We start from the raw sequence: 25,451 nt of genomic DNA, 5'->3' as shown, positions 1-25,451 counted from the left end.
TGACGCCAGCGGCGACGTCAGGTCGGCAATGCATGGTCTTTGAATAGTTCGCGCAGCCTGGTCTTCTGCAGCTTTCCGGTCGCGGTGTGCGGCAACTCGTTCACGAAGACGACATCGTCGGGCAACCACCATTTCGCGACCCGGCCTGACATGTAGTCCAGGATATCCTCGCGTGCAGGATCGGTGTCAGGTTTGCGGACCACGACCAGAAGCGGCCGCTCCTGCCACTTCGGATGCGGCAATCCGATGACCGCCGCTTCCTGCACAGCCGGATGGGCGACCGCGACATTCTCGAGGTCGATCGAAGAAATCCACTCGCCGCCGGATTTGATCACATCTTTAGAGCGATCCGTGATCTGGATGTAACCGTCGGTGTCGATGGTGGCGACGTCGCCCGTCGCAAACCAGCCCTCCGCATCCAGCACCGCCCCGCCCTCTCCCTTGAAATAGCCTGACGCGACCCAGGGCCCGCGCGCCATCAGGTTTCCGGCGCTTGCTCCGTCATGCGGCAGCGGTGTTCCGTCTTCGCCCACAATCCTAGGCTCGACGCCATAGATCGCGCGTCCCTGCTTGCACTGAACAGACACCTGGTCGGCAGCCGGCAGATCGCGATGGACCGGCAGTAGATTCCCGATCGAGCCGAGCGGGCTTGTTTCGCTCATGCCCCACGCATGGATGACGAAGGCGCCGAAGACACTGCGGAATTTCTCGATGATGCTGCGTGGCGCAGCAGATCCCCCGACGACAACGCGGTCGAGCTTGATCGCCGAGAGATCGAGCGCAGGATTTTCCTCGATGTACTTGAAGAGGCCGAGCCAAACGGTCGGCACGCCGAGCGAGAAGTTACAGCTTTCCTGTGCCGCCAGTTCGAAGATGCTCTTGCCGTCCAGGGCAGGACCGGGCAGCACGACCTTGGCCCCACACATCGCTGCGGCGTAGGGAATCCCCCATGCATTCACGTGAAACAGCGGGACAACGAGAAGAACGCTGTCACCGCTCGACAACTTGAGACCATCATTCGCGCAGGCGACAAACGAATGCAGGATGGTCGAGCGGTGACTGTAAAGCACCCCCTTGGGGTTGCCGGTCGTGCCGGATGTATAGCAGAGCGACGACGCCGTTCGCTCGTCAAACACCGGCCAGGTCAGGATGTCGTCTTCCGCCTCGACGAGCGTCTCATAGCAGAGACAGCCGGGAAGCTGGGCCGGGAGGTGTGCGCTGTCCGTCATCGCCACCAGATGCTCGACGGTGGCAAGATTGGGCCGCAGCTTCTGAACGAGATCGGCGAAGGTGATGTCGAACAGCAGCACCCGATTTTCGGCGTGGTTGATGATGTAGTCGATCTGCTCGGGAAACAGGCGCGGATTGACGGTGTGCAGCACCGCGCCGATGCCGGATACAGCGAAATAGAGCTCCATGTGACGATGAGTGTTCCAGGCGAGCGTCGCGACGCGATCGCCCGGCCCGACGCCCAGTTTGATCAGCGCCTTTGCGAGCTTTGCCGCGCGCGACCGCAAGGCAGCATAATTGCTGCGATGGATCGTCCCCTCGCAGGTCTTGCTGACGATCTCCGCCCTGGGATGGAAACGCGCCGCATGCTCGATCAGACTCGAGATCAGTAACGACCGGTCCTGCATCAATCCGAGCACCGAGCTTCCTCCGTAACCCCAGCTGCGGGCGGCCTTTGTTTGATCTTGCCGTCCTCTCCCGGACATTTCTTGGTGGAGGTGCGCACTGTCAAACGAAACGATCCGCGCAAAGGCGAATTTCACATCCTTGAAAATGCGCGGGGCGACGATCGCATCGTCTTCGCTCAGAGTGATCCCTGCGCCATCATGGCGCGGGCTACATCGTGGGAAGCAGGGAACGCCAGGATGAGCGCGCTATTTGGCCGTTGACGGATCGGAGGGCTCCGACTCCATCTCGATAGCCCGTATCGTCATTTCACCGATGTGCCAGTACAGCGCGGATGCGTCAAAAGGGCTCCGACCGCTACCTGAAACGATATCTCACGCGCCACATACGGTCAGACGACCGTCCGCATCGATCAGACGCGCCTGGACGTTCGGACGGCTGGCGACGATATCCAGAATTCGAGGAATGGCCATCAGGCTAAACGCGGTCGAGAGAGCGTCTGCTTCGGTTGCGCTCGGCGCGACCACGCTGACCGTTTGATAGAGGGATGGACTGCAGCCCGTTTTTGGATCGAAGAGGTGCGTAAAGCGACCGGCGGCGTCGAAACGGAATCCAGCGCCGGCCGTTGTCGCGACGGCGCGGTCGACGAGATCGATCGTCTCAGTGAGCGCGCCTGGCCTGTCCGGATCCGCAAGACCGACACGCCACGGCGCGCCCTCGGGTCGCGCCCCGATTGCGCGTATCTCTCCCATGTTGACCAGCGTCGTCGAGAAGCCCGCCTTTCGCAGCTTGTCGACGACCTTGTCGGTCGCGAACCCCTGCGCAATGCCGTTCAGAGTAACCGCTGCGCCACGATGTGTCAGAGCAATGCGATCTGGCCTCACCAGCAGTCCGCGGCAACCGACCCTGGTCAGAACTTCAGCGAGCTTCTCCTGCGGCGGGCCATTCGGATCGGGACGCTCCGCTGAGAAATGGTCGGCATAGAGTCGCCACAATGGCTGAACGGTCGGATCGAATGCCCCGCCGGTCAGGTCGGCAAAGGCGAGCGAGGCCTCCAGCAGAGCCACCATGTCCGGGTCCGGCGCCACGAGAATGCCCGTGCGGTTGAGCGTGCAGATCGCGGAGTCCAGGCGGTACAAGCTGAATTGCTGCTCCAGCCTGCGCACGTCGAGAAGACAACTGCCGATCAATCGCTCGGCCTCGGCGCGGTCGGGATGATATATCTCCATCGAGACCTGCGCGCCGAGCGCCGAACCATGCCAGCGCACAGCCTCTTGCGCCCGAGCGATATGTGAGCCGCCCGCGAGAGCTGAACCGAGCGCCGTCGCGGTGATTGCAATCATCCGTCGCCGCGAGAGAGTTGGATTGCGCATCATCGAGCTCCTCAGTTGAGCCTGACATCGCTACGATCGTGTTCGGCAGCCCCGCTTGCCGTATCACCACCCAGCACATAGGCGCCTGGAATTTCCGCAAGTGTCACCACTCGCCCGCCATTATCGGCCGCGAACCCGTCGGCCGCAGTCCGATTGCTGAACGGCACCGCTTCCGCCGAACCCATGCCGCCCTGCTTCCGGCTTTCGATCACGAAAAACGCCTTCCGTGCGTCGATCCAGTTGGTGGCGCCGGGATCCTCCCAACTCGTGGCGCGGGCCATGTCCGAGACGTAGATCGCCCGGATGTCCCGCGGCTGATCCGGCATCAATGTGAATGCCACGGTATCCCGGACAGAGGTGAACCAAAATGGATCGATCCGGCTCGCCGTGATGATCTGCCCTTTGGGTCCGGGATGCTCCGTCAAGTTCATGCCGCAAAAGACGCCCATCGCATCGCGGGTCAGCGGAAACGGCGGCGGCATGTTGGTGTTGCCCGTGTCCGGATTGCAACCCATGAGAAGCAACGCCGCGATGATGATCGCACCGACGGATCTTGGGGTCATAGTTCCCTCCGTGCGAAGAAGGTCGCCGCAAGCCCGAGCGGCGCCACGATCCAGACCAACAGCCCGAGCAATAGCGCAGCAATGCCTGTGGTCGCCGTTCCCGACAGCCCGGCCATGCCGGAAAACTGGCTCACGTTGAAGCCGGTGAGATTCGCCAGACGGTAAAGATCAGTGGGATTGAGAAACAGGAGCCATTCGAGGACCGTTGCCGAGATGATCTGTCCCTGGTCGATCACCAAGATCCCAAGCAACGCCATATCGAACACCAACACCATCAAAAGCCAGATTCCAACCGACAGGCCTGCCGCGGTGCCGCGATCGCGGACCAGACTGCTGATCAGGAATCCGACCGCCACGAATACAGCCCCAAGCATGATCGACGTCCCAAGCATGGAAGCGAAAGCGTACCAGCTCGCCGCCAGTACAGAGGCGCCGGTGATCGCGAGCGCAGCGGCGGCCGCGCCATAACCGAGAATCGTCGCGAAGGCGAGGATCAGGACATGACCGCAGAATTTGCCGAAGATGACCTGGCTGCGACCTACCGGGTAGCTTAGCAGCAGGATCATCGTGCCCCGCTCCATTTCACCGACCACCGCATCGTGCGAGATCAGAAGTGCGATCAGCGGCAACAGAAAGATCGTCAGACTGGACAGGCTGACAACCACCACATCGAGGGCGCCGGCACCCACATTGCCCGTGGGAGCGCTGCCGAGGAATGTCAGTGACAAGGCAAGAGCGGCCAGCAGTAGCGTCGTCGCCAACACCCAACGGTTCCGCAGGCCTTCCTGGATCTCCTTGAAGGCGATGATTGCGACTGTCCTCACGCGACCTTCTCCTGCGTGTTGAGGAAATGTGCGTAGAGATCGTCGAGGGTCGGCGCCGCAATTTCGATATTCTTGACACGGGGATCGCTCGCAGCCGCGCGCAACAGATCCATTTTGCCTTTCTCGTCAGCCACCAGAATGGTCCTGCGGCCTGCTGCCGAAAAGGTTTCGTTCGCGATCGGGGCGGCAATCGCGTCATCGGCGCCAGCCACCAGATCGAGCGAGACCCGGATCGGCAACTGCGAGAGCGAGCGCAACTCCGCCAACGTACCTTCTGCGACCAGCCGGCCCCGATTCATGATCAGGACGTGCTCCGCGCGATCTTCGAGTTCGTTTAGCGCGTGGGACGAGATCAGGACGGTGGCGCCCCCGTCACGCAATTCGTTCAGAATCTCGTAAAATGTCTGCCGCAGCGCCGGATCGAGCCCCGTGGTCGGCTCGTCCAGCAACAGCACGCGTGGTTGCCCGAGCAACGCCTGGGCCAGACCCAATCGCTGCCGCATGCCCTTGGAATAGGTCCCGACGCGGCGATCGGCAGCATCGCTCAATCCGACGCGGTCGAGCAGCGCCCATGCCGAAACCGGCTTGATCCGCTTCAGGCGCGCATAGAACGTCAGCGTCTCGCGCCCCGTAAGCGCCGCGTTGAATGCGACATTCTCGGGCAGATAGCCGAGCAGTCGGCGTGCCGAGAATTCGCCCGCCGCCGGGTCCTGCCCCATCACGCGAATTTCGCCGCGGTTTGCGTGGATCAACCCCAGCATCAATTTGATAAGCGTGGTCTTGCCGGCGCCGTTGTGGCCGACCAGTGCGCTCAGCCGGCCGGGCACAAGAGAGAACGAGACGTCGCGCAGCGCGCGCACGGCGCGATAGTTCTTGTCGACACCGGTGACGGACACGGTCGCGGTCATCTGGGACTCCAGTCGGGCGAGGGCTTCGGCGGCGGCGCGACCAGCGGATGGCTGTCGACGACGCCGCCAGGATAGAGCGCCGGAAACTGCGCCTGCGCCCAGCGCAAGACCTGTACCGCCGGACTGTTGATCAAGACCTTGGCGGACGGCGCCGTCCACAGCACGCGGTCGACCAGATCGTTGGGCCGATAAGCGGTGTCGGCAATGCCGTCACCGTTCAGGTCGAACGCCGGGTTGTCGCTCCAGTAATTGCCGCGGCCACCTTTCGACCAGTCGAGATCGCGGGTGCCGACATATTTTACCTGGTTGCGGTTGCCGACGAATGCGTTGCCGGAAATTTCGTTGCCTTCCGAGCCGGCGGTGAAGTGAACGCCGATACCGCAACGTTCGAACCAGTTGTTGCGAAACTTGTTGTGGTTGGTGTTGTAGATGAACACGCATTTTTCCGGCCCGCTGCGGACGTCCCGCGTTGGCCGTATGTCGGGCACCATCTCCTTCTCGTCGTCCGCCCCTTGGCGGCTGACCGCGACCTCGTCGAACGGTCCGCCAACGACCCGGTTGCCGTCGATCTCGGCGTAATTGGCGTAATTGAACAGTATCCCGTAGTCCCGGTCGCGATCGGAGATGTTGTTGCGGATCAGCAGACGGTTCGAATACATGATGGCATAGCCGACAGTATTGCGCACGGAACGGTTGCCGCTGACCTCGCTGTCGTTGGTGTACATGTAGTGGACTGCGAAGCGCACCTGTTCGAAACGGTTGTTGATGAAGCGGTCCTTGCGGCTGCTGATCGTGAAGATGCCGTCTCGGCCATATCGGAAGGCATTTTCCGCAATGGTGACGTCGGGCGCGTTCCAGAGCGACACGCCGTTTCCGCTCTCGCTGCGGCGTCCCTCGCGCAATCCTTCGATAACGTTGCGTTCGACGCGGGAGCCCGCTGCACCATGAACGTAGATGCCGAACAGATTTCCTTCCAGGCGGTTGCCCTCGATCACTGCACGCTCGGCGGTCTTCTCGAGAAAGATCCCTGAATTCATGGCCTGGAGATCGCGGCCGGATTCCCTGATCGTGATGCCGCGGATCGTGACCTCTGGCGCTACCACGGTAACGACATTGCCGGACCTGCCGCCACTGAGCACGGCACCGGGTCCCCCGGTCAAAACGAGGCGACGGTCAATCCTGATGCCCCCCTTGTAAACGCCGGGTGCCAGCGTGACGACGTCGCCTTCCTGCGCACGGTCGAGCACCGCCTGAAGCGGCTGGTCGGCGACAGCCTTCAGCTCCGCTGCGGCGGCGGGACCAAGGACCCCGGCGGCGAGGACCGCCGCCGGAATGAGTCGCTGCAAGAGAGCCAAGTGCAATCCTCGCTTCAGACCACCTTGGGCTCGACCAGCATGCGGCCCTTCATCTCCATATGCATGGCATGACAGAACCACGAGCAGTAGTACCAGTAGACGCCGGGCTTATCCGCCGTGAACGACACCGAGGCCGTCGCCATCGGTGCAATCTCCATCTGGATGCCGTAGTTCACGATGCAGAATCCGTGGGTCAGGTCTTCTACGGCGTCGATGTTGGTGATGTAGACCGTCACCTGGTCGCCCTGCTTGACCTGGAATTGCTCGAGGCCGAATGCCGGTGCGGTCGACGTCATGTAGACGCGGACCGTGTTGCCGTCGCGGATGATCTTGGAATCGGCTTCGAGATTGATCCCGTCGGCCTTCGCCTGCTTCACTGCGTCCGCGAACATCGGGTCGGCCCTGTCCCAGATCGAGATCGGGTTGATCTTGGAACGATGGACGATCGTTGCATCGTGCGGCTCGGCGAAGCTCGGACCGTCGTGGACGAGAACCATCTTGTCGCCCGATATGTCGATCAGCTGATCGTTCTCCGGCTTCAACGGACCGACATTGAGGAAGCGGTCCTTGGAGAACTTGTTCAGTGAAATCAGCCACTTTCCATCGGCCTCCTTGGTCTGGCCCATCGAAGAGTGGTTGTGACCGGGTTGATAGTGAACGTCGAGCTTCTGGATGATGGGATCGACTTTTTCACCCTTGAAGGCGCGCTTTGCGAGCTCGATGTTCCACTTGCAGACCTGGCTGTCGAGGAACAGCGTCGTGTAGGCGTTGCCCCTGCCGTCATAGGCCGTATGCAGCGGCCCGAGGCCGAGTTCGGGTTCGGCCACGACCACGTCGCGCGGCTTGATCTTGTCGTCGAACAACTGGTCGAACAGCCGGACATCCATCACCGTGACGGTCGGCGACAGCTTTCCGGCCGCGACGATATGAATGCCGTCCGGCGCGGTATTCAAGCCATGCGGATTGTTCGAGACCGGGACATAGCGCGTGTACGGCGAGCCCTTGCGGCCGTCGAGTACCGGCACGCCGTTCATCTCCTTGAAGTCGCCCTTCTTTACGCCGTCCTCGATGCGCTTGAGGTTGAAGATCACGACCCAATCCTGCTCGTTGGCCGTCATCTCGGCCAGGGTGACGCCCTCTTCCGAATTGTAGCAGGTCGAGACCGCGTATTTGCCCTGGTAGTCGGCATCGACGTTGTCGAGATTGCCGTCGACGATCACCTGCCACGCGACCTTCATGGTATCGCTGTCCAGCGCCGTGAAGATCGAGTGATATTCCTTCGGCTTGTCGAGCACCTTGCCATCATTCGGAAGCGGCACGCCATCCTCGCCGTTGCAGAACACGTATCCGGTGCGGGGATATTTTTGCAGTCGCAGACCGTGGACCGTATGCTGGTTGGGCAACTCGATGATCTTGTCGCACTTCATGACGTCGAGGCGCACGCGCGCGACCCGGCTATTGGCCTTGTCGTTCATGAACGCATATCGGCCGTCATAGGTGCCGTCGGTGAACGTGATGTGCGGGTGATGCAAGTCGCCGTTCATGAACGTGCCGCCGCGGTTCTTGAGTAATTCGCGCGTGGCCGGCTGCATCCCTTCGGTCAACACCTTCAGGCTTTCATTGGTCTGTCCCCATCCCGTGGCGCTGCAGCGGTTGAAGACGGGAACGCGCATCAGCTCGCGCATCGAGGGCAGGCCGACAATGCGCATTTCGCCGGATTGGCCGCTGGAGAAGAACACGTAGTATTCGTCGAGTTCGCCCGGCGCCACCTCGGTCTTCTGCACCGCCGGACGCGCCGCCGGCGCCTTTGGTGCCGCATTGGTCTGCGCGTCGGCAGGTGCAACGAGGCCGCGGCCGTCACTCGACAGGCCGACGCCGCCCGCGATACCTACGCCGGCGGCCGCAGCCGAGGTCCCCAACAAAGTGCGTCGACTGACGGATTTTCCAGTTTCGTTCTCACTCATGCTAGCCTCCTGGTTTTCAAGTTGGTGGCGGGGTGACGGCTTCCGCGCGCGGCAACGCAACCGGCTTGCCGCCCGCGGTGATGATCGTGCTCGGGCCTTTGCCGCCGCTGCGCATTGACGGAGACGACATCGCTTCACGTTTCTCGCGCTTCAGCCGCACCTGGATCATGTGCGGGCAGCGGTGGTCGTCGAAGTAGAGCTCCTGGCAATGCATGCAGTAGATGCATTCATTGACATTGATGTGCCCTTCGGGATGAATTGCCTGCACGGGGCATTCGATGGCGCAGCGCTGACAGGGCGAGCCGCATTCAGGCCAGCGGCGCAGCCATTCGAACATGCGGATGCGGCCTGGAATCGCTAGCGCCGCACCAAGTGGACACATGTAGCGGCAGAAAAAGCGCTCGACGAACAATCCCGCCGATAGCAGTGTTAGCGCGTAGATGACGAACGGCCATTCGCGCGCGAACTTCAGAATGATCGCCGTCTTGAAGGGTTCGACTTCCGCAAGTTGCTCGGCAAATGCCGTCGAGTACAACGACATCCCGAACAGACCGAGGAAGATGATATATTTGAGCGGCCACAGCCGCTCATGAAGACCCCATGGCAATCGATATTGCGGAATCTTCACCGCCTGCGCTACGTTGTTGAGCAGTTCCTGCAACGCGCCGAACGGACAGAGCCAGCCACAGAACGGACCGCGTCCCCAGAACAGAAGCCCGGCGGCGATCGAGCACCACAGCAGGAAGATCAGCGGCGCGGAGAGGAAGTATTCCCAGCTGAACCCGGTCAATAGTGAATTGGCGAACGTCAGCACGTTGACGACCGACAACTGGGCGTTCGCGTACCAGCCGAGCCACACCAGGATGAACGCGAGGTAGGCGCGCCGCACCCAGGTGTAGACCTGCGGGCGGCGCACCAGTTGGTTCTGAAAAAAGAAGATCAAGGTGAGCGCGCCAAGCGCGAGGACCGTGGTGCCGATCTTGACGATGTTGCCCCGCCAGATCTTCAGCCACAGTGGCTCGTCCTCGCCTGCGAGCGGTGGCGCAGCATCGCGCCGTTCTGCCATCGATGAAGCCGTTTTGTCGGGCGTTTTTGCCGGCGCAGCGGCCGGCAGTTGCGCCACCGGCTCGCGCTTCACGTAGACATCAGGCAGCCTATATTCCAGCTCGAAGGTCACCCATGCCTTTTCGCGCGCGCCCACGACGCGCTGCACGAGCAGTTGCAGCGTCCACGGTTCGGTCGGCTCGAAATTGAACTCGGCCGGTACGACGAACAGGGCAATCTCAGGAAAGTCGGGTGCGCCTTCGGCTTCGAGGCTCCCCAACCGGGTGTGGTCGCGATCGCGAAAGCGGATGCTGTTGGTCTCCTGGATCAACTCGATCCGATCGAAGATCCCGCCGCGGACGTAAGCTGCTCCCTTGAAGGAATAGCGGCCCGAACCTGCAACGACGATAGCCTGCTGGCCAGGCTTGAGCCGCGCAGTCAGGCGATCGTATCCGTCGTTGCCGAGCAAGCTGCGGCCGATGGTCGGCACCGCGACGTCGGCCGCATACAGATCGATGAAGGTGTCGCCGGGCTCCCCCTCTTCCGGGCGGGCCGCTGCAGCCGCGTTGCCTGATTTCTCGAATGCCTGATTGACTTCGGCAAGGGAGATGGTCAGGCGGCGAACGGAGCCGTCACCGACCAGGCTTTGCCAATCGCGGATCGCGCTCTTGCCGGGATCAATCTCTTTGGTAGCTTGAGGCGCGGCTCCGGTCGGCGAATTGCCCTGGGCACCGAGACGACCGCTCTTGATGAGCTTGGTCGCGGACCTGACGATGCTGTCTCCCATCACCAGAACGGTGACCGTCGCGCCACTGACAATATCGACCTGCGGCGCGGGTGCCACTCCGCGCACAACGGGGTCCATGTCAGTACCAATCAGCTTGTTGACGGCTTCAAGGATGCGTTTTTCCGGAATACCCACCAGAACGATGGGCTCCTTATGTTCGACCAGCCTGAGGCCGGTGAGTACGCCCTTCGTACTGATTCCGATCAAAAGCTGAATCGGCTTGCCGGAGTAGCCGGTTGCGTTGGCGAAGTCCGAATTCAGATAGACGAACCCGAGAAGCTGGTCATCCTTATATGCAGGTGCAATCGCCGGATCGCCTTGCAGCGATCCGAACCTGTTTGCACCCGGAACCAGTTCGCCCGGCTCCGCCTTCGGCAGATACTCGCTCAATCTGCCAGCCGCATAGATCGGACAGCCGGAGCCCACCCAGCCGAGAATGGCCAGAACCAACCCCAGGTACAGACGGATGCCGAAGAGTTTTCGCAAGGGCGCCGCTTTCAGTTAGCAGAACGCCGTTGTTCTGAATCCCGCTCCTTGTAACAGCGCGACCAGGCTTGCCTTTGCGCTATCTCAAACTAATGCGATGCGGATCAGGCCAAGCTCCGCAAACTGATTGGAACCCAAGATGCGCAGCGAACCCCTGTTGGCAGCAGAGCCGACCGCTCCCGTCCGCAACGTCGGCGAACTCTATGCGATTGCATCCACGCAGGCCCAACGGGCCGCGCTGCGATATGGCAAGCTTGCGGCAGCCGGCGACGAGACCTTCGAGCCCGTCCGCTGCGTGTTTGAAGCATTGAGCGAGCGGGAGCGGCAGCGCGCTGAAGCAATCGAAGCAGCCTGCATCGCGGCTATCGGACGCGCGCCGGCTCAGGCCGATCTCCGCTGGATGCCGATGGACCTGGTTCCCACGGAAGAGCTGTCCGATCTCAAAAATTCCCTTCTCTCGACCGCCTATGGCGCATGGGCTCTCGCCGTCCGGCACCGCGAACGCGCTTTCATATTTTGGACTTATGTTGCCGCACGCGCTGAACTCGCAATCGTACGTGCGGCCGCTGAGAGAATGGCCCGCGAGGCGCTGCACGATGGTAATCTTCTACGCCGTGAACGCCGATTGGCCTGGCGGGCCGAGCGAAGTGAGGCCCATGCGGGAGACGCGCCCGCAGCCACCGAGCTGTCCTCGGCAGCGCTACTTGAAAGCCTTCTTTTCAAAGACATCTTCCGATGGTCGCAGGAAGCGCCCGCGGCGCAACGACGGCACCTCCTGTCCCTCATCGGAGACGGTTCACAAGGTCCGGTCCCCGAGACAAACGACACGCTGCCGCACCCTGAAGCACTCGACGAGGTCAAGCGTCGCGCGCTTCGACGCGCGGAGCAATTGTCTTCGATCTATCTGGATGAGGCCGACAAAGCCGTCGACCAGTCCCGGCTGGAACTGGCTCAGCAGCTCGCGGCCCGGTCCATCGCTCGGCTGGCAGACCTTCGGACCATCGCATCTCACACTGGATGATGGATCGCCAACGTCATCGACGTTTGCGCTCCGACAAAGACATGATCGCAATCCCGTCCGATGCTGGATTTATGGAACAACAGAACATCGTCGATTACCGGTCTGAAGAAATGACGATTGATGTCCGCGCGATCCCCCGGCCGACGCGCCATCCGTTGATCTTCGATACGTTTGATCAATTGGACTTAGGAGAGTACTTCTGTGTCGTGAGTGACCACGACCCGCGGCCGTTGCACTACCTGTTCGATGTCAGGTACCCAGGCGCCTTCACGTGGGATTATGTCGAGAAAGGCCCGGATGTCTGGCGTGTCTGCGTCGGCCGTGCTGCCCAGGCTGAATGAGTCACTACAGCTTGGATTGATACGAAGCCAAGCGCGTGGACGCGCGGCACGTTTCACGTCCGCTTTGCGCCGGAAGCTGCCTTCCAAGTGATTGTTCCGTCAGCGTGCTTTCTCTTTCACGTACCGTCCCGGCGCAGCTTCACCCGGAGGATAGAGGTTGCTGCCGAGTTGCGTGCGCGCTGCCAGCTTGTCTTCCGTCCATGGCTCCAGCCAGGCGATCCAGTCATTCCACCAGCTGCCGGGCTTCTCCTCCGCACCGGCGAGCCACGCTGCTGGATCTTCATCCCGACTGGCTGACACCCAATAGCTTCGCTTGTTCTTCGATGCGGGATTGATCACCCCGGCAATATGCCCGCTCGCGCCAAGGACAAAACGAATGTCGCCGCTGAACAGGCCTGTGGTTCGATATGCGGATCGCCATGGCACGATGTGATCTTCCATCGTCGCGAGGACGTAGGCAGGCAGATCGACCCGGCCCAGATCGATGGGCGTGTCGCACATCGTCAGCCTGTTCGGCTCCCGGAGGTTGTTCTCCAGGTACATGTTCCTGATGTACCAGCAGTACATCGGGCCGGGCAGATTGGTGACGTCCGCATTCCAGAACAGGAGATCGAAGCGTTCGGGCGGCTTTCCCTTGAGATAGTGATTGACCACATTCGGCCAGATGAGCTCCTTCGAACGCAGCGTCTGGAACACGAACCCGAGCTCGGCGCCCCGATAGATACCGCCCCTCCCGATCGTCTGCTCGCGCAGACACACACTCTGCTCGTCCACGAATACGCCAAGGTCGCCGGGCTCACGAAAGTCGAGCATCGTCGTCAGCAACGTCACGCTCGCGACCGATTCGTCGCCTCGGCTGCGCAGGAGCGCGAGCGCTGAGGACAGGATAGTGCCCCCGACGCACCAGCCGACAACGTTGATCTTGTCGACGCCCGAAATCGATCGGGCGACTTCGATCGCGCGTATTGCGCCGTGCTCGATATAGTCGTCCCACCCAAGATGCCCGCATGACGCATCGGGATTGCGCCAGGAGACCATGAAGACGGTCTGGCCGCGCTCGATCGCAAAGCGAACGAACGAGTTCGCCGGCTGAAGATCGAGGATATAGAACTTGTTGATGCAGGGCGGGACGATCAGCAACGGCCGGGCAGCCACCTGCTGGGTTGTCGGTTCATACTGGATCAGCTGAAAGAGCTCATTCTCGAACACGACCGCGCCCCTGGATGTCGCGACGTCCTTTCCGACTTCGAATGCGCCTTCGTCCGTGATCGTGAGGTTTCCCTTGCCGAGATCGGCCACCAGATTGTCCAGGCCGGCCTTCAGGCTCTGACCTTCCGTTTCTGTCGCGATCTTGATGGCGTCGGGATTGGTGGCGACAAAATTGGTCGGGCTCATTGCCTCGACGAGCTGGCGCGTGAAGAAGCGCAGGCGATGCTTCTCCTTCTCCTCCAGATCGAGAGCTTCCACGAAGTCGACGCAATAGCGCGCGTTCAGCAGATAGCATTGCTTCAGCAGGCTATAGTGTGAATTGTCGCGCCATTCCGTACCATTGAACCTCCGGTCCCCGCGCGCAGGCTCGACCGCTGGTTCAGCCTGCGCGCCCGCGCTCGTCTTGAGCGCATGTTCCGCGAGCGCATAGAGGCGCCTCAGATGGTCCGCCTGGAGTTCGACAAGACGTCCCGTCGAATCCATCACCGAACCGGCCTCCGTATGGCCGCCGGTGGCCGACGTGGACGCAAGAGACCGCCAGAAGCTCGCGCCCGCCTTCACGAAGGCATCAACGAACTCGTCAGGCATGTTGAACGGCCGGTTCATGTCACCCTCACTCGAACGAAATATAGTGCGTTGTTCGTTTCCTGCTCCGGGCCGCTTCTGTCTGGCAGCCTTCCCGGTCACCGCGTGACGTCAAAGGATGCCACACCGCTGTCCAATCGTCACGATCCCGCGTGGATAATCGAACCTGCCGTGATCCCGTCCAAGTTCACCGGGAGACGCTTGATATTGTCGTACAAGGGGCGCTTCGGGGCCTCCAAAAACGGCCACTTGCGATCGAGATCCGCCCCACGGCAAGATCAGAGGTCTTCGAGGCGACGCCAAGAATGTTGCACACGGCGGTCCTCTTTGCTGAACGCGAAATAGTAACCGCCGCCGCCGCCCGGCTGGTCATGCGTTCGGTCAATCGCAAAGCCCGAATAATGGCAATACAGCAGAGTACCGACACCACCGTGCCCGACAAAGAGCACATCGCCCGGTTTTTCCCGAGCCAAGACGTGTTCGACCTCGCGTACGATGCGCAACTGGGCATCAACCGCGCGCTCCCAGCCCCGAACGCTGATTTGGGGCTGCGCAAAAAACTGATCGGCCACCCCCTGAAATTCGTCAGGCATCAGGAATCCGGTTGCGGATCGATCATTCTCATGCATCGCTTCCCGCACCTCTACCTCGAGGCTCAGCTTCGCGGCGATGATCTCGGCCGTCTCGATCGCCTTCCGCTCGCCACTGGAGATGATCTGCGTGGTGCGCGAGAGCTGCCGCGTGCCCGCGACTGCGTGGGTGCGAGCCCTCCCGATCTCACTCAGGCTCCAGGACGGGACCGGGATCGCCGGATCAATGTCCACCTGGGGATGGGTGAGATAGCGTACGAGGCTCGTCATGAGCTAGGCATCATTCTGCGTCGTGACCCGCAGGCCCGCGGCATCGAAAACGTGCACGTCCCGAGCTGCGGCGATGAGCGTAGCCCGCTCGCCGGGTGTCGGGGTCTGCCTGCCACGCACCTCGGCAACGAACAGCCTGTCGTCGGCACGGCGCACATAGGCAAAGGAAGCTTCGCCGAGCCGTTCGACCAGTTCGACGACGCCTTCCACGGCGAAGGGACCGTCCTCCCCTCGGCCGAGATGCTCCGGACGGACACCGACCGTCAGCGAGTCGCCGACCTTCAATGATGTCGCCGGCAGGTCGAAGCTGCGAAAGCCGGGTCCCGAGATGCGTGCGCATCCGCCCTCGACGCTGCCAACCTTCGCTTCGAAAAAATTCATCGCAGGCGAGCCGATGAAGCCGGCAACGAACAGATTGGCCGGCGCGTAGTAGAGATCGAGCGGCCTGCCGACCTGCTCAATGCAGCCCTTGTTCATCACGACGATCCGGTCGGCCAGTGTCATCGCCTCGACCTGGTCGTGCGTGACATAGACGATCGTCGACTTCAGCATTCGATGCAGATTCGCGATCTCGACGCGTGTCGAGACGCGCAAGGCCGCATCGAGATTGGAGAGCGGCTCGTCAAACAGGAAAACGGCAGGCTCGCGCACGATCGCACGACCAATCGCAACGCGCTGACGCTGACCGCCGGAGAGATCGCGCGGATAGCGCTCGAGCAATTCGTCGAGCCGCAGCATGCGGGCAGCCTCCGCGACGCGCCGGTCGCGCTCGGCCGGCGGCACCCCCGTGAATTTCAACCCGAACGTCATGTTCTTGCGCACGTTCATATGCGGATAGAGCGCGTAGGACTGGAACACCATCGCGATGCCGCGCTCGGCGGGCGCGAGCGTGTTGACAAGCTTGCCGGCGATTTGAATGTCGCCACCCGACGCACCGTCGAGCCCGGCAATCATCCGCAGAAGCGTCGACTTGCCGCACCCTGACGGCCCGACGAGAACGACGAATTCGCCGTCCTCGATGTCCAGGTTGACGTCGTTGAGCACGGTCGTCGCGCCATAACGCTTGTTGAGGTGCTCGATGCGCAGATTGGCCATTCTGACAACCTATTTGACTGCGCCGGAGGTGAGGCCTGCGATGAGTTGGCGCGAGAGGATCACGTAGATCAAGACGACCGGCAGGATCGCCATCGACAGCGCGGCGAGCACCGAATTCCAGTCGGTGATGTACTGGCCAAGAAACTGCTGCACGCCGAGCGTGACCGTATGCGTCGAATCGCTCGACGTCAGGATCAATGGAAACCAGAGATCGTTCCAGATCGGCACGATGGTGAAGACAGCGACGGTCGCGATCGCCGGGCGCAGCAACGGCGCGACCACCTCGAAGAAGATGCGGGTTTCCGGAACACCGTCGCAGCGCGCGGCATCGCGCAGGTCCTTGGGGATCTGCTGGATGAACTCGCTCAATATGAAGATCGACATCGGCAGGCCTTGCGCGACGTAGACGAGAACCAGGGCCGTCAGCGTGTCGTTGAGGCCAGCCGAGCGCATCATGTTGAGGATCGCGACGGAGCCAAGCCGGATCGGCACCATGATGCCGATCGACAGAAACAGTGCGAGCGCCGTCGAACCACGAAAGCGGTATTCGGTCAGCGCCCAGGCCGCCATCGCGCCAAACAGCAGCACGAGCGCCATGCTGACGAGGGTCACGATCAGCGAATTCGAATAGTAGGTCAGGATATGGGAGGAGCGAAAAACCTTCTCATAGCCGACGAGGCTGAAGGTTGTGGCATCCGGCAGCGCGAGCGGGCTGCCGAAGATGGCGCTGCGCACCTTGAACGAATTCATCACGACGAGCAGGATCGGACCTACCGCCAGCACGCTGTAGGCGATCAGGACGAGATGGACACTGAGGCTTTTCGCGCGCTGCTCCGCCGTCATGCCCGCCCCTCAGAAAGCGTAACGGCGGACGCGCCGCTGCACGAGGAAGAGATAGAGACAGAGGCCGAGGAGGATGATGAAGAACATCACGGTCGCGACCGCAGAGCCCATCGTCGGATTTCCGAGTTGGAGCTGATTGCCGAAGAAGGTGCGGTAGAAAAACGTGCCGAGAATGTCGGTCGCGAAATTCGGCCCCGCAAGCGCGCCCTTGACCGAATAGATCAGATCGAAAGCGTTGAAGTTGGCGACGAAGGTCAGGACCGAGACCAGGCTAATCGTCGGCAGGACGAGCGGAAGCTTGATGTGGAAGAAGATGCGGAAATGCCCGAGCCCGTCGACGCGCGCCGCGTCGATGAGTTCTTCGGGGATGTTGAGCAGCGCGGCATAGATCAGCATCATCGGGATGCCGACGAATTGCCAAACGGAAATGAGGGACAGGGTTACGAGCGCGCTCGATTCGAGACCCAGCCAGGGAGCGAACAGTGAGCCCAACCCAACGGCCTTCAAGGCGCCGGAAGCAACGCCCCAGAGCGGGGAAAGGATCAGGTTCCAGGAGAATCCGACGATGACAACCGACAGCATCGTCGGCAGAAACATGACGGTGCGGTAAAAGCCCTTGAGCCTCAAGCCCGGCAGGCTCAGCAATCCTGCGAGCGCAATACCGATCGGATTCTGCACGCACATGTGCACGGCAAAGAAGATCAGATTGTTGCCGAAGGCATTCCAGAACGGCTTCGACCACAGCGCGTCGCCGAGCAGCGTTTCGAAGTTGGCGAGCCCGACGAAATACCGCGCTCCCGATGGATCGCTCGTGTAGGTCGAGAGCGCCATCGTCGCGACGAGCGGATAGATCGAGAACAGGGTGTAGATCGCGACCGCCGGTCCGAGAAAGAACAGCAGAAGGCCCGCGAGTTTTGCGCGAGGCATCTGGGCGGTGATGTTCGAGACCGATTCGGGCATGACGGAAAGAGATCAAACCTAACGTGCGTTATCGTCCCTCTCCGCGCTTGAGGCTCGCGCCATGGTTAGCGGAGTGTGCAGCAACTATCGAATAAAACAAGGAAGGGTCCCTCTCCCCGCGAGAGCGGGGAGAGGGACTGGCGTCATTTAGCGGGCTTGTACCACTTGTCGAGGCCGTCCTGCAGTTGCTTGCCGGCGGCATCAGGCGTCAGCTTGCCGTTGACGACCTGCGCCGACACGTTCCAAAGCTCGTTTTCGAGATTCGGCGTACCGCGCGACAGGATCTGGTACGAGTTGCGGATCGTCGACTTGCAGTTCTGGCGCCATCCGACCATCGTCGCCGCGACGTCGTCCTCGACCTTCACTGGCGTCTTGGCGAGGGAGAAGAAGCCGGGAAGGGAGTTGGCGTAGATCGTCGCGAATTCCGGCGTCGTCAGCCATTCCAGGAACTTCTTGGCATCTTCCTTGTTCTTCGACGCAGCGTTGACGCCCATCGCGATGTCGGTGTGATCGGAGATATAGCAATCCGTCGTGCCAGCCGGCTGCGGCGGCGGGAACGCACCCATGGCAAATTTCGCCTGGCCGCGGAACGTCGAGATATCCCACGAGCCAGCCGCATAGATCGCGCCCTTGCCGAGCGAGAACAGGTTCTGACTGTCTGCGTAGGTCTGCGCCTGGAAACCCGATCCGAGATACGGCGCCCAGCTGGCGATTTCCTTGAACGCTGCGACGTATTGCGGGTCGGTGAGCTTCTCTTTGCCGGCAATCAGATTGGCGCGACCGGTCTCGCCTTTCCAATAGTCGGGGCCGATGTTCTGGAAGCCCATGGTCGCGGCCTCCCACTGGTCAGCCGTGCCCATCACCAACGGGACGTAGGTCCCGTCCTTCTTGAATTTCTCAAGTACGGCGTGGAATTCCTCGAGCGTCTTCGGCTCGGACACGCCGACCTTGGCGAAAGCTTCCTTGTTGTAGATGAACCCGGCGATGACGGAAGCGATCGGGACGCAGAAGGTGGTTTTGCCGTCGTCGGTTTGCCATGCGGCCTTTGCGACATCAGAGAAATTGTCCATGCCCTTGAGGCCGTCCACCGCGTCGAGCTGATGCTTCTGATAAAGCGCGAGCGAGGCATCGAACGGACGGCACGTAATGAGGTCGCCGGCAGTACCACCATCGAGCCGCGCGTTGAGGGCGGCGTTGTATTCCTTGGGCGCCGAGGGGGCGAATTCGACCTTGATGTCGGGATAATGCTTGTTGAAGGCGGGAATGATCTTCGAATTCCAGATGTCGGCGTCGTCATTGCGCCAGCTCTCGATCTTCAACGAGCCTGCCTGGGCCGACGCAAGCCCCGCAAGCAACGCCAACGCGGCAACCTCAGCTCCCATTGCAGCCTTGAATGTCCGTCTCATGCTACGCTCCCTTGTTCGGGCCTTCGCCCGTGATCCCGTTCACGCTTGCGCGGCGCAACGCGTCGTCTATCCGGCCTTCCGCAGCAGCCAGCCACGTGACCGCTTCGCTCATGCTGACGATACCGCAGGCAATCAGGATTGCCGGCTTGACCTCACCGCCGGCCTCGCGCAGCGCCGCTTCCGCTTTGGCATCGCTGACGCCGGCGATTGTTGCGACGATCCCGCGCGCCCGCTCGCGCAACTTCGCATTGTCGGCCTTCAGATTGACCATCAAGCCCTGATGGATGTGACCGAGCTCGAATCCCATCAATGATGAGAGCATGCCGAGCGCGGCCTTTTGCGCAGCTCCGGCCGCGAGCCGGGTCGAGCCGCGCAGCGCCTCCTCCCCGCTCTCGAGCAGGATCGACGCGTCGGCACCGACGAGCAAGGGCGAACCTTGACGATGCGCAATGCCAATCACGAAAGCGCCGCGACGGCGCGCCTCTGCGGCGGCCGCGACCGTGAACGGCGTCGAGCCGCTCGCCGATACGACGATCACGGCATCACGAGAGAGGTCACCGAGCCCGGTCATAGCCCGCTCGCCGGCTGCGGCATCGTCCTCCGCGGCCCCATCGATGCGGAACGGCTCGGCGGTCCCGCCGGGCAGGACAATTGCGATGCGGCTCTCATCGAGGCCGAACGTGCCAGGAAGCTCGGCTGCATCTTCGGCCGCCGCAAGACCGGAGGAGCCTGCACCCGCATAGACCAGACGCCCGCCTGCTCGCCAGATCGCAGCAAGGCGAAGCGCAGCGGCCCGAATGTCGGCGGAGGCAGCCGCGACTGAAGCAATCGCTCGGCGATACGATGCGAGCATCGCCTCCGCAAACATCGCCTCATCGATCATCACGACACCGTCCGTGCCGCGCCAACTCTCCCCGTCCGTCTCCAAGTTCGGCAGTACCGGCATCGTGAATACCACTGGTAGATACCTCTTGTATTTGTTTTAGCCATATGACATACCACTTGTCTAGAGGCGTTAAGAAATTTTTTAGGAGGCCCCTTGGCGACGGCCCAGTTCTTCCTCGGTGTGGACGGCGGCGCGACCCGTTGCCGCGCGAGACTGCGGGATTCGTCGGGCCGCGAGCTCGGGCGCGGCCTCGGGCCGGCTTCGAATATCTATCTCGATTTCGACGAGGCCATGCGGGTCGTCCGCGAAACGATCGAGTCTGCGATCGCCGCGGGCGCGCCAAGGCAGGAGATCGCAGTCGGCCTTAGCCTTGCCGGGCTTTCGGACGACAAGGAAGCGGAGCGTGTCTCCGCTGCCCTGCCCGGCTTTGCGCGCATCGTCGCAGTCAATGATGCTGTCGCCGCCTGCGTCGGTGCCAATGGCCTCGGCGACGGCGGCCTGATCATCGCGGGCACGGGCTCGGCAGGCATCGCTCGCGTGGGAGCTCGAACGACCATCATCGGCGGGCGCGGTTTCTGGCTCGGCGACGACGGATCTGCCGCACGCCTCGGCGAGTCGGCGTTGCGCGCGACGCTGCGTGCGATCGATGGCCTCGAGCCGATGAGCGGACTCTCGCAGGCGCTCGGGCGCCATTTCGATTACGATCCATTGCGGATGAGCCGCTGGGCAGCGGACGCGAGGCCCAGAGACTACGGCGCCTTCGCACCCCAGATCCTGGACGTCGCCAGGTCCGGAGATATGCGCGCGCGCGAAATTGTCGGCGAAGCAGCCAGCGCGATCGCCGCGCTTGCGAACGCGCTGAATGCGCTTGGCGCCGAGCGCATAGCGCTCGCTGGCGGCTTCGGTGAGCCCTTGCGTCCCTTCCTGCCGCCTGACGTGGCCAAGCGCCTCGCCCCGCCGCGGCGCGATGCGGTCGACGGCGCAATCCTGCTCGCCGGCGGAACGCTCGCGGAGGACGCAGCATGTCCATGACGGTCGAAACCGCACCGGGTCAGAAGCTCTATCGTGCCGTGGTCGACGCGCTTCGGCGCGAGATTGAGACCGGACGCTTCGCGGAGACGCAATTGCTTCCGGCCGAGCGCGTATTGTGCGAACTGCTCGACGTATCGCGCACCACGCTGCGCAAGGCGATTGCCGATCTGATCGCCGAAGGCGTGCTGTTTCATCGCCATGGCGCCGGGACCTTCATCCATCGCGCAACACCGCGCGTCGAACAGCCCTCGTCGCGCCTGACGAGTTTCACGGAAGACATGCGGCTGCGCGGATTGGAGGCGAGTTCGCGCGAGCTTGAGCGCGGCGTGTTCCTGCCGACGCCGGAAGAGGCCATGATGCTTGGCGTACGGCCGAACGAACGCGTGTTCCGGCTCGGCCGCCTGCGCCTGGCCGACGGTTCGCCCATGGCGATCGAACGCGCCGCCGTGCCGATACGCTATCTGCCTGAACAGGATTCGGTCGGCGGCTCGCTCTACGAGGCGCTCTCCGCGCGAGGCTTCAAGCCCACCCGGGGCCTGCAGCGCTTGCGTGCGACCCTCGTCGATCATGTGGATGCGGAACTGCTTGGCGTCGCAGCGGACAGCCCGGCGCTCTATATCCAGCGCATCGCCTACCTTGCCGACGGATCCTGCGTCGAGTTCACGAAATCCTGGTACCGCGCCGACGCCTATGATTTCGTCTCCGAACTCACGCTGTCGCCACCGACCCGAAAGGCGCACCGATGACGACCCACATGCTTCAGGAGATCGGCGAGGCAGGCGAAGCGGTCGCGCGCCAGCTTGGCCAGAATGCGGAGCGGCTCGCTGAACTTGGGGCGCGCCTGCGCGCCCTCGATCCGCCACTCGTCGCAACCATCGCCCGCGGCTCATCGGATTGCTGCGCGCTCTATCTGAAATACCTCGTCGAGATTGTTTCGGGGGTGCCTTGTGCCTCTATCGGCCCCTCCATCGCGACGCTTTATCGTACGCCGATGCGGCTCGAAGGCGGCGTTTCCGTCGCGATCTCGCAATCGGGACGCAGCCCGGACATCGTCGAAATGCAGCGCGCCGCACGGCGTGGCGGTGCACTGGCGGTCGCACTGGTCAACGACGTGACCTCACCGCTCGCGCAAGAGGCCGAAGTGCTTCTGCCGCTGTGTGCCGGCACGGAACGTTCCGTCGCTGCGACCAAATCGATGGTTGCAGGTCTCGTTGCGGGCGCGAGCCTCGTCGCGGCCTGGCGCGAGGATCGGCAGCTCGCAGACGCCCTCACCGGCCTGCCGGACGTCCTGCGCGGGCAAGCGGCGCCGCCGCCCGCGACGATGCTGGAGAGACTCGCAAATGCCCGCAGCGGCTTCGTGCTCGGCCGTGGCGCGACGCTTGCGATCGCCGCGGAGGCGGCGCTGAAGCTCAAGGAGACCTGCGCGATTCACGCCGAGGCCTACTCCGCGGCGGAGGTACTGCACGGCCCGGCCGAACTTGTGGCCTCGGGCTTTCCCGTCATTGCCTTCCTGCCGTCCGACGCGGCGCGCGAAGGCATGCTGCCGACACTCACGGCCCTGACCAATGCCGGCGCGACGGTGATCACGATCGAGGCGGGCGGCGCTGACGAGGCCGATCGTCTCGCGACGGCAAAAGTCGAGGCGACGCTGCTGGAGCCCATCGTCATGATCCACCGCTTCTACCGCCTTGCCGAGGCGCTTGCGCTCCGGCTCGGGCGTGATCCCGACCGCCCGCGCAACCTGCGCAAGGTGACGGAGACTGTTTGATGACCATACTATCCGGCGCGCGAATTTTTGATGGCGAGCGTTTTCTCGATGACCACGCTGTCGTCGTCGAAGGCGGGCGCATCGCGGCAATCGTCCCTCACTCCGAGAGACCTCGCGGCGCCGCGCACGATCTCGGCGGCGGCCTGCTCGCGCCCGGCTATATCGATGTGCAGGTCAATGGCGGTGGGGGCGTTCTTTTCAACGAGGATCCAACGCCCGAGGGCATCGCCCGTATCGCCGACGCGCATCGCAACCACGGGACCGTCGGGCTGCTGCCGACGCTGATAACCGACGCGCCGCAAGTGACGACCACCGCCATTGCCGCCGCGTGCGAGGCGTGGCGTCTGACGCCGGCGTCGCTCGGCATCCATCTGGAAGGGCCGTTCCTGGATCCGCGCCGCAAGGGCGCGCATGAGCTGAGGTACATCCGCAACCTCGAGCCCGACGACGTCGCGACGATCGTCGGAGCGAATTGCGGCTCGGTCATGCTGACGCTCGCGCCCAATCGGGTCGGGGTGGAGAGCGTCGCCGACCTTGCCCGTCATGGCGTGCTCGTCTCGCTCGGCCACTCCGATGCGACCTACAAAGAGGCGCGCGCCGCGGTCGAAGCCGGCGCGCGCGCGTTCACCCATCTATTCAATGCGATGAGTGCGCCGGCCGTTCGCGAGGCGGGCATGGTCGGTGCCGCGCTCGATCTTGACGAGCCGTTCGTCGGCATCATCGCCGACGGCCATCACGTGCATGAGGCGAACCTGCGCATCGCGCTTGCCGCCAAGCGTCGCGATCGCTTCATGCTGATTACCGACGCGATGCCGCCGGCGGCCGGTGGTCCCGATCAATTCGATCTGCTGGGCCGCCGCGTGACAAACGTTGATGGTTGCCTGCGGCTCGACGATGACACGCTCGCCGGCTCGGTGCTGACCATGGACGAGGCAGTGCGTTATGCCGTCAACGTCCTAAGGCTCGATCTCGCCGATGCACTCGCGATGGCCTCGCGCGTCCCGGCGACGTTTCTGCGGCGCGAGACCGAGCTCGGTCGCATCGCGCCCGGATATCTGGCGAGCCTCGTGCATCTCGACGACGATTTGCGCGTGCTCGAAACCTGGATCGAGGGCCGACCGACTGCCAACGGCGCCTAATGCATAGATCTGGCGGGCGTTGTTTCGATTGAAGGACGCGATTGAGCCATGTCTTCTTTATCTTCGTCGACAGCGCAGCCCATCCGCGTTCTCGTGGTTGGCCTCGGCACCATGGGAACCAGCCACGCTCGCGCCTACCGAGCGATCGAAGGCTTCGATCTCGCTGGCCTCTGCACGTCTCGCGCGGCCGATCGACATGACCTCGAAACCGAGTTTCCCGGCCTGCCGCGTTTCGAACGATACGACGAGGCACTCGCGACGCTGCGTCCTGACGCCGTCGCGATTTGCACCTACACCGAGCATCACGCCGCCATGGCGCTAAGGGCATTCGCGGCAGGCGCGCACGTGTTCTGCGAAAAGCCGCTCGCCGACACGCTGGAAGACGCAAAGCGCGTCGTCGACGCGGCGCGCGCGAGCGCAAAGGCGCTGCTGATCGGCTATATCCTCCGCGTCCATCCGTCGTGGTCGCGCTTCGTCGAGATCGGCCGGACGCTCGGAAAGCCACTCGTGATGCGCATGAATCTCAACCAGCAATCGGCCGGCTCGTTCTGGGAGGTTCACAAGAAGCTCATGCTGTCGACCTCGCCGATCGTCGATTGCGGCGTGCATTATGTCGACATCATGTGCCAGGTGGCGCGCTCGCGGCCGGTCGCGGTGCACGCAGTCGGGGCGCGACTCACGGACGAGATCGCGCCTGGCATGTACAACTACGGCCATCTTCATATCATGTTCGAAGACGGATCGGTTGGCTGGTACGAGGTTGGCTGGGGACCGATGATGAGCGAGACCGCTCATTTCGTGAAGGACATCATCGGGCCGAACGGCAGCGTGTCGATCGTTGCAAAGGAAAGCACGGACGCGACTGCGCGTTCGGCGGACCATGACACCCATACGCGCACCAACGCGATTCGCATCCATCACGCGGTTCTGAACTCGGAACGCGACTTCGCGAAGCCCGATGAACTCCTCTCCACCGAGGACGAACCCGGTCATCAGGAGCTCTGCGAGCGCGAGCAGCAGCTGTTTCTGAAGGCGATCCGCGGCGAGATCGATCTGTCCGAGCATCACGAGGCCGCGATCAACTCGCTGAGCATCGTCTTTGCCGCCGACGCCAGCGTTCGAAGCGGCGAAGTCGTACACCTGTAGCGACTGATTCTCGGATGCGCTCGTGGCACGCAATGCCTGGCCCGGCAGGGAGCAGGACTCGATCAGAACGTTGAACACCCATAGCGAGCTCGTAGACGTTCTCTCACGGCCGACGAAGCGAGACAGCTTTGACCCGTGTGTGTCCAAAACGCCATCGCTACGCCGCAACGTCCGCAAAGAAAAACCCCGGCGGTTGCCCGCCGGGGTTCTCTGATCGGTCG

22 protein-coding genes are annotated in these 25,451 nt (G+C 62.6%); 7 read left to right on the top strand and 15 right to left on the bottom strand.

Annotation, left to right across the window (positions count from 1 at the left end):
- Positions 1–17: 17 nt before the first annotated feature.
- The 8 genes from YUU_RS0120975 to YUU_RS0120940 all read right to left on the bottom strand — a co-directional run bounded on the left by YUU_RS0120975 (position 18) and on the right by YUU_RS0120940 (position 10,903).
- On the bottom strand, positions 18–1,649 hold the full coding sequence (locus YUU_RS0120975) for a 3-(methylthio)propionyl-CoA ligase (RefSeq protein WP_027524166.1): 1,632 nt from the start codon (positions 1,647–1,649) through the stop codon (positions 18–20).
- Positions 1,650–2,009: 360 nt separating this feature from the next.
- On the bottom strand, positions 2,010–3,008 hold the full coding sequence (locus tag YUU_RS0120970; protein WP_027524165.1) for an FAD:protein FMN transferase: 999 nt from the start codon (positions 3,006–3,008) through the stop codon (positions 2,010–2,012).
- Positions 3,009–3,019: 11 nt separating this feature from the next.
- Positions 3,020–3,571, bottom strand: a complete 552-nt coding sequence (locus YUU_RS0120965) for a nitrous oxide reductase accessory protein NosL (RefSeq protein WP_027524164.1) — start codon at positions 3,569–3,571, stop codon at positions 3,020–3,022.
- A complete protein-coding gene (locus YUU_RS0120960; protein ID WP_027524163.1) occupies positions 3,568–4,395 on the bottom strand; it encodes an ABC transporter permease subunit in 828 nt (275 codons plus the stop codon). The genes YUU_RS0120965 and YUU_RS0120960 overlap by 4 nt, the downstream gene beginning before the upstream one ends.
- A complete protein-coding gene (locus YUU_RS0120955; protein WP_027524162.1) occupies positions 4,392–5,303 on the bottom strand; it encodes an ABC transporter ATP-binding protein in 912 nt (303 codons plus the stop codon). The genes YUU_RS0120960 and YUU_RS0120955 overlap by 4 nt, the downstream gene beginning before the upstream one ends.
- The gene (locus YUU_RS0120950) at positions 5,300–6,658 is read right to left on the bottom strand and encodes a nitrous oxide reductase family maturation protein NosD (protein WP_027524161.1); all 1,359 of its coding nucleotides are present in this window, start codon (positions 6,656–6,658) and stop codon (positions 5,300–5,302) included. The genes YUU_RS0120955 and YUU_RS0120950 overlap by 4 nt, the downstream gene beginning before the upstream one ends.
- Before the next feature lie 14 nt (positions 6,659–6,672).
- Positions 6,673–8,622 carry a TAT-dependent nitrous-oxide reductase gene (gene nosZ, locus YUU_RS0120945; RefSeq protein ID WP_027524160.1) on the bottom strand — a complete coding sequence of 650 codons (1,950 nt, stop codon included), beginning with the start codon at positions 8,620–8,622 and terminating at the stop codon, positions 6,673–6,675.
- Positions 8,623–8,638: 16 nt separating this feature from the next.
- On the bottom strand, positions 8,639–10,903 hold the full coding sequence (locus tag YUU_RS0120940; RefSeq protein ID WP_051389823.1) for a NosR/NirI family protein: 2,265 nt from the start codon (positions 10,901–10,903) through the stop codon (positions 8,639–8,641).
- Between the two features lie 175 nt (positions 10,904–11,078).
- On the opposite strand from YUU_RS0120940, the gene YUU_RS0120935 reads away from it, so the two are divergent.
- Both YUU_RS0120935 and YUU_RS0120930 read left to right on the top strand, forming a co-directional pair.
- Positions 11,079–11,960 (top strand): hypothetical protein, encoded by an 882-nt coding sequence (locus YUU_RS0120935; protein ID WP_027524158.1) that lies wholly within the window; start codon positions 11,079–11,081, stop codon positions 11,958–11,960.
- Positions 11,961–12,001: 41 nt separating this feature from the next.
- Positions 12,002–12,301: a DUF2249 domain-containing protein gene (locus YUU_RS0120930; RefSeq protein WP_371260495.1), complete on the top strand. Its 300-nt coding sequence runs from the start codon at positions 12,002–12,004 to the stop codon at positions 12,299–12,301.
- A 99-nt stretch (positions 12,302–12,400) separates the two neighbouring features.
- On the opposite strand, the gene phaC is transcribed toward YUU_RS0120930, so the two are convergent.
- The 7 genes from phaC to YUU_RS51295 all read right to left on the bottom strand — a co-directional run bounded on the left by phaC (position 12,401) and on the right by YUU_RS51295 (position 20,217).
- Entirely contained in the window at positions 12,401–14,116 is a 1,716-nt protein-coding gene (gene phaC / locus YUU_RS0120925) for a class I poly(R)-hydroxyalkanoic acid synthase (protein WP_027524156.1), read from the bottom strand.
- Positions 14,117–14,373: 257 nt separating this feature from the next.
- Positions 14,374–14,955: a histidine phosphatase family protein gene (locus YUU_RS0120920; protein ID WP_027524155.1), complete on the bottom strand. Its 582-nt coding sequence runs from the start codon at positions 14,953–14,955 to the stop codon at positions 14,374–14,376.
- Between the two features lie 3 nt (positions 14,956–14,958).
- On the bottom strand, positions 14,959–16,050 hold the full coding sequence (locus tag YUU_RS0120915) for an ABC transporter ATP-binding protein (protein ID WP_027524154.1): 1,092 nt from the start codon (positions 16,048–16,050) through the stop codon (positions 14,959–14,961).
- A gap of 9 nt (positions 16,051–16,059) precedes the next feature.
- A complete protein-coding gene (locus tag YUU_RS0120910; RefSeq protein WP_027524153.1) occupies positions 16,060–16,893 on the bottom strand; it encodes a carbohydrate ABC transporter permease in 834 nt (277 codons plus the stop codon).
- 9 nt (positions 16,894–16,902) lie between these two features.
- A complete protein-coding gene (locus tag YUU_RS0120905) occupies positions 16,903–17,820 on the bottom strand; it encodes a carbohydrate ABC transporter permease (protein ID WP_027524152.1) in 918 nt (305 codons plus the stop codon).
- A 176-nt stretch (positions 17,821–17,996) separates the two neighbouring features.
- Positions 17,997–19,259 carry an ABC transporter substrate-binding protein gene (locus tag YUU_RS0120900; protein ID WP_051389821.1) on the bottom strand — a complete coding sequence of 421 codons (1,263 nt, stop codon included), beginning with the start codon at positions 19,257–19,259 and terminating at the stop codon, positions 17,997–17,999.
- A 1-nt stretch (position 19,260) separates the two neighbouring features.
- Positions 19,261–20,217: an N-acetylmuramic acid 6-phosphate etherase gene (locus YUU_RS51295; RefSeq protein ID WP_156944425.1), complete on the bottom strand. Its 957-nt coding sequence runs from the start codon at positions 20,215–20,217 to the stop codon at positions 19,261–19,263.
- Positions 20,218–20,298: 81 nt separating this feature from the next.
- Between YUU_RS51295 and YUU_RS0120890 the strand changes: the two genes are divergently transcribed.
- Genes YUU_RS0120890 through YUU_RS0120870 form a run of 5 tightly spaced genes read left to right on the top strand, consistent with a single transcriptional unit; the run spans position 20,299 to position 25,230 of the window.
- On the top strand, positions 20,299–21,177 hold the full coding sequence (locus YUU_RS0120890) for a BadF/BadG/BcrA/BcrD ATPase family protein (protein ID WP_027524150.1): 879 nt from the start codon (positions 20,299–20,301) through the stop codon (positions 21,175–21,177).
- Positions 21,168–21,923 carry a GntR family transcriptional regulator gene (locus YUU_RS0120885; protein WP_027524149.1) on the top strand — a complete coding sequence of 252 codons (756 nt, stop codon included), beginning with the start codon at positions 21,168–21,170 and terminating at the stop codon, positions 21,921–21,923. The genes YUU_RS0120890 and YUU_RS0120885 overlap by 10 nt, the downstream gene beginning before the upstream one ends.
- Positions 21,920–22,945, top strand: a complete 1,026-nt coding sequence (locus tag YUU_RS0120880; RefSeq protein ID WP_027524148.1) for an SIS domain-containing protein — start codon at positions 21,920–21,922, stop codon at positions 22,943–22,945. The genes YUU_RS0120885 and YUU_RS0120880 overlap by 4 nt, the downstream gene beginning before the upstream one ends.
- The gene (nagA, locus tag YUU_RS0120875; protein WP_051389818.1) at positions 22,945–24,084 is read left to right on the top strand and encodes an N-acetylglucosamine-6-phosphate deacetylase; all 1,140 of its coding nucleotides are present in this window, start codon (positions 22,945–22,947) and stop codon (positions 24,082–24,084) included. The genes YUU_RS0120880 and nagA overlap by 1 nt, the downstream gene beginning before the upstream one ends.
- A 48-nt stretch (positions 24,085–24,132) precedes the next feature.
- Positions 24,133–25,230 (top strand): Gfo/Idh/MocA family protein, encoded by a 1,098-nt coding sequence (locus YUU_RS0120870; protein ID WP_035662909.1) that lies wholly within the window; start codon positions 24,133–24,135, stop codon positions 25,228–25,230.
- Positions 25,231–25,451: the final 221 nt, after the last annotated feature.

Source organism: Bradyrhizobium sp. Ec3.3 (assembly GCF_000472925.1).
Classification (GTDB): domain Bacteria; phylum Pseudomonadota; class Alphaproteobacteria; order Rhizobiales; family Xanthobacteraceae; genus Bradyrhizobium.
Note: the sequence above shows the minus strand (reverse complement) of the source record. Positions and strands in the feature narration are given on the sequence as shown.

Bases quoted from the DNA above. Each gene is read 5' to 3' on its own strand.
- YUU_RS0120905 (WP_027524152.1), bottom strand. From the start codon at position 17,820: ATGCCTCGCGCAAAACTCGCGGGCCTTCTGCTGTTCTTTCTCGGACCG.
- YUU_RS0120885 (WP_027524149.1), top strand. From the start codon at position 21,168: ATGTCCATGACGGTCGAAACCGCACCGGGTCAGAAGCTCTATCGTGCC.
- YUU_RS0120965 (WP_027524164.1), bottom strand. From the start codon at position 3,571: ATGACCCCAAGATCCGTCGGTGCGATCATCATCGCGGCGTTGCTTCTC.
- YUU_RS0120900 (WP_051389821.1), bottom strand. From the start codon at position 19,259: ATGAGACGGACATTCAAGGCTGCAATGGGAGCTGAGGTTGCCGCGTTG.
- YUU_RS0120930 (WP_371260495.1), top strand. From the start codon at position 12,002: ATGATCGCAATCCCGTCCGATGCTGGATTTATGGAACAACAGAACATC.
- nagA (WP_051389818.1), top strand. From the start codon at position 22,945: ATGACCATACTATCCGGCGCGCGAATTTTTGATGGCGAGCGTTTTCTC.
- YUU_RS0120920 (WP_027524155.1), bottom strand. From the start codon at position 14,955: ATGACGAGCCTCGTACGCTATCTCACCCATCCCCAGGTGGACATTGAT.
- YUU_RS0120915 (WP_027524154.1), bottom strand. From the start codon at position 16,050: ATGGCCAATCTGCGCATCGAGCACCTCAACAAGCGTTATGGCGCGACG.
- YUU_RS0120935 (WP_027524158.1), top strand. From the start codon at position 11,079: ATGCGCAGCGAACCCCTGTTGGCAGCAGAGCCGACCGCTCCCGTCCGC.
- nosZ (WP_027524160.1), bottom strand. From the start codon at position 8,622: ATGAGTGAGAACGAAACTGGAAAATCCGTCAGTCGACGCACTTTGTTG.
- YUU_RS0120910 (WP_027524153.1), bottom strand. From the start codon at position 16,893: ATGACGGCGGAGCAGCGCGCGAAAAGCCTCAGTGTCCATCTCGTCCTG.
- YUU_RS0120970 (WP_027524165.1), bottom strand. From the start codon at position 3,008: ATGCGCAATCCAACTCTCTCGCGGCGACGGATGATTGCAATCACCGCG.
- YUU_RS0120870 (WP_035662909.1), top strand. From the start codon at position 24,133: ATGTCTTCTTTATCTTCGTCGACAGCGCAGCCCATCCGCGTTCTCGTG.
- YUU_RS0120955 (WP_027524162.1), bottom strand. From the start codon at position 5,303: ATGACCGCGACCGTGTCCGTCACCGGTGTCGACAAGAACTATCGCGCC.
- YUU_RS0120880 (WP_027524148.1), top strand. From the start codon at position 21,920: ATGACGACCCACATGCTTCAGGAGATCGGCGAGGCAGGCGAAGCGGTC.
- phaC (WP_027524156.1), bottom strand. From the start codon at position 14,116: ATGAACCGGCCGTTCAACATGCCTGACGAGTTCGTTGATGCCTTCGTG.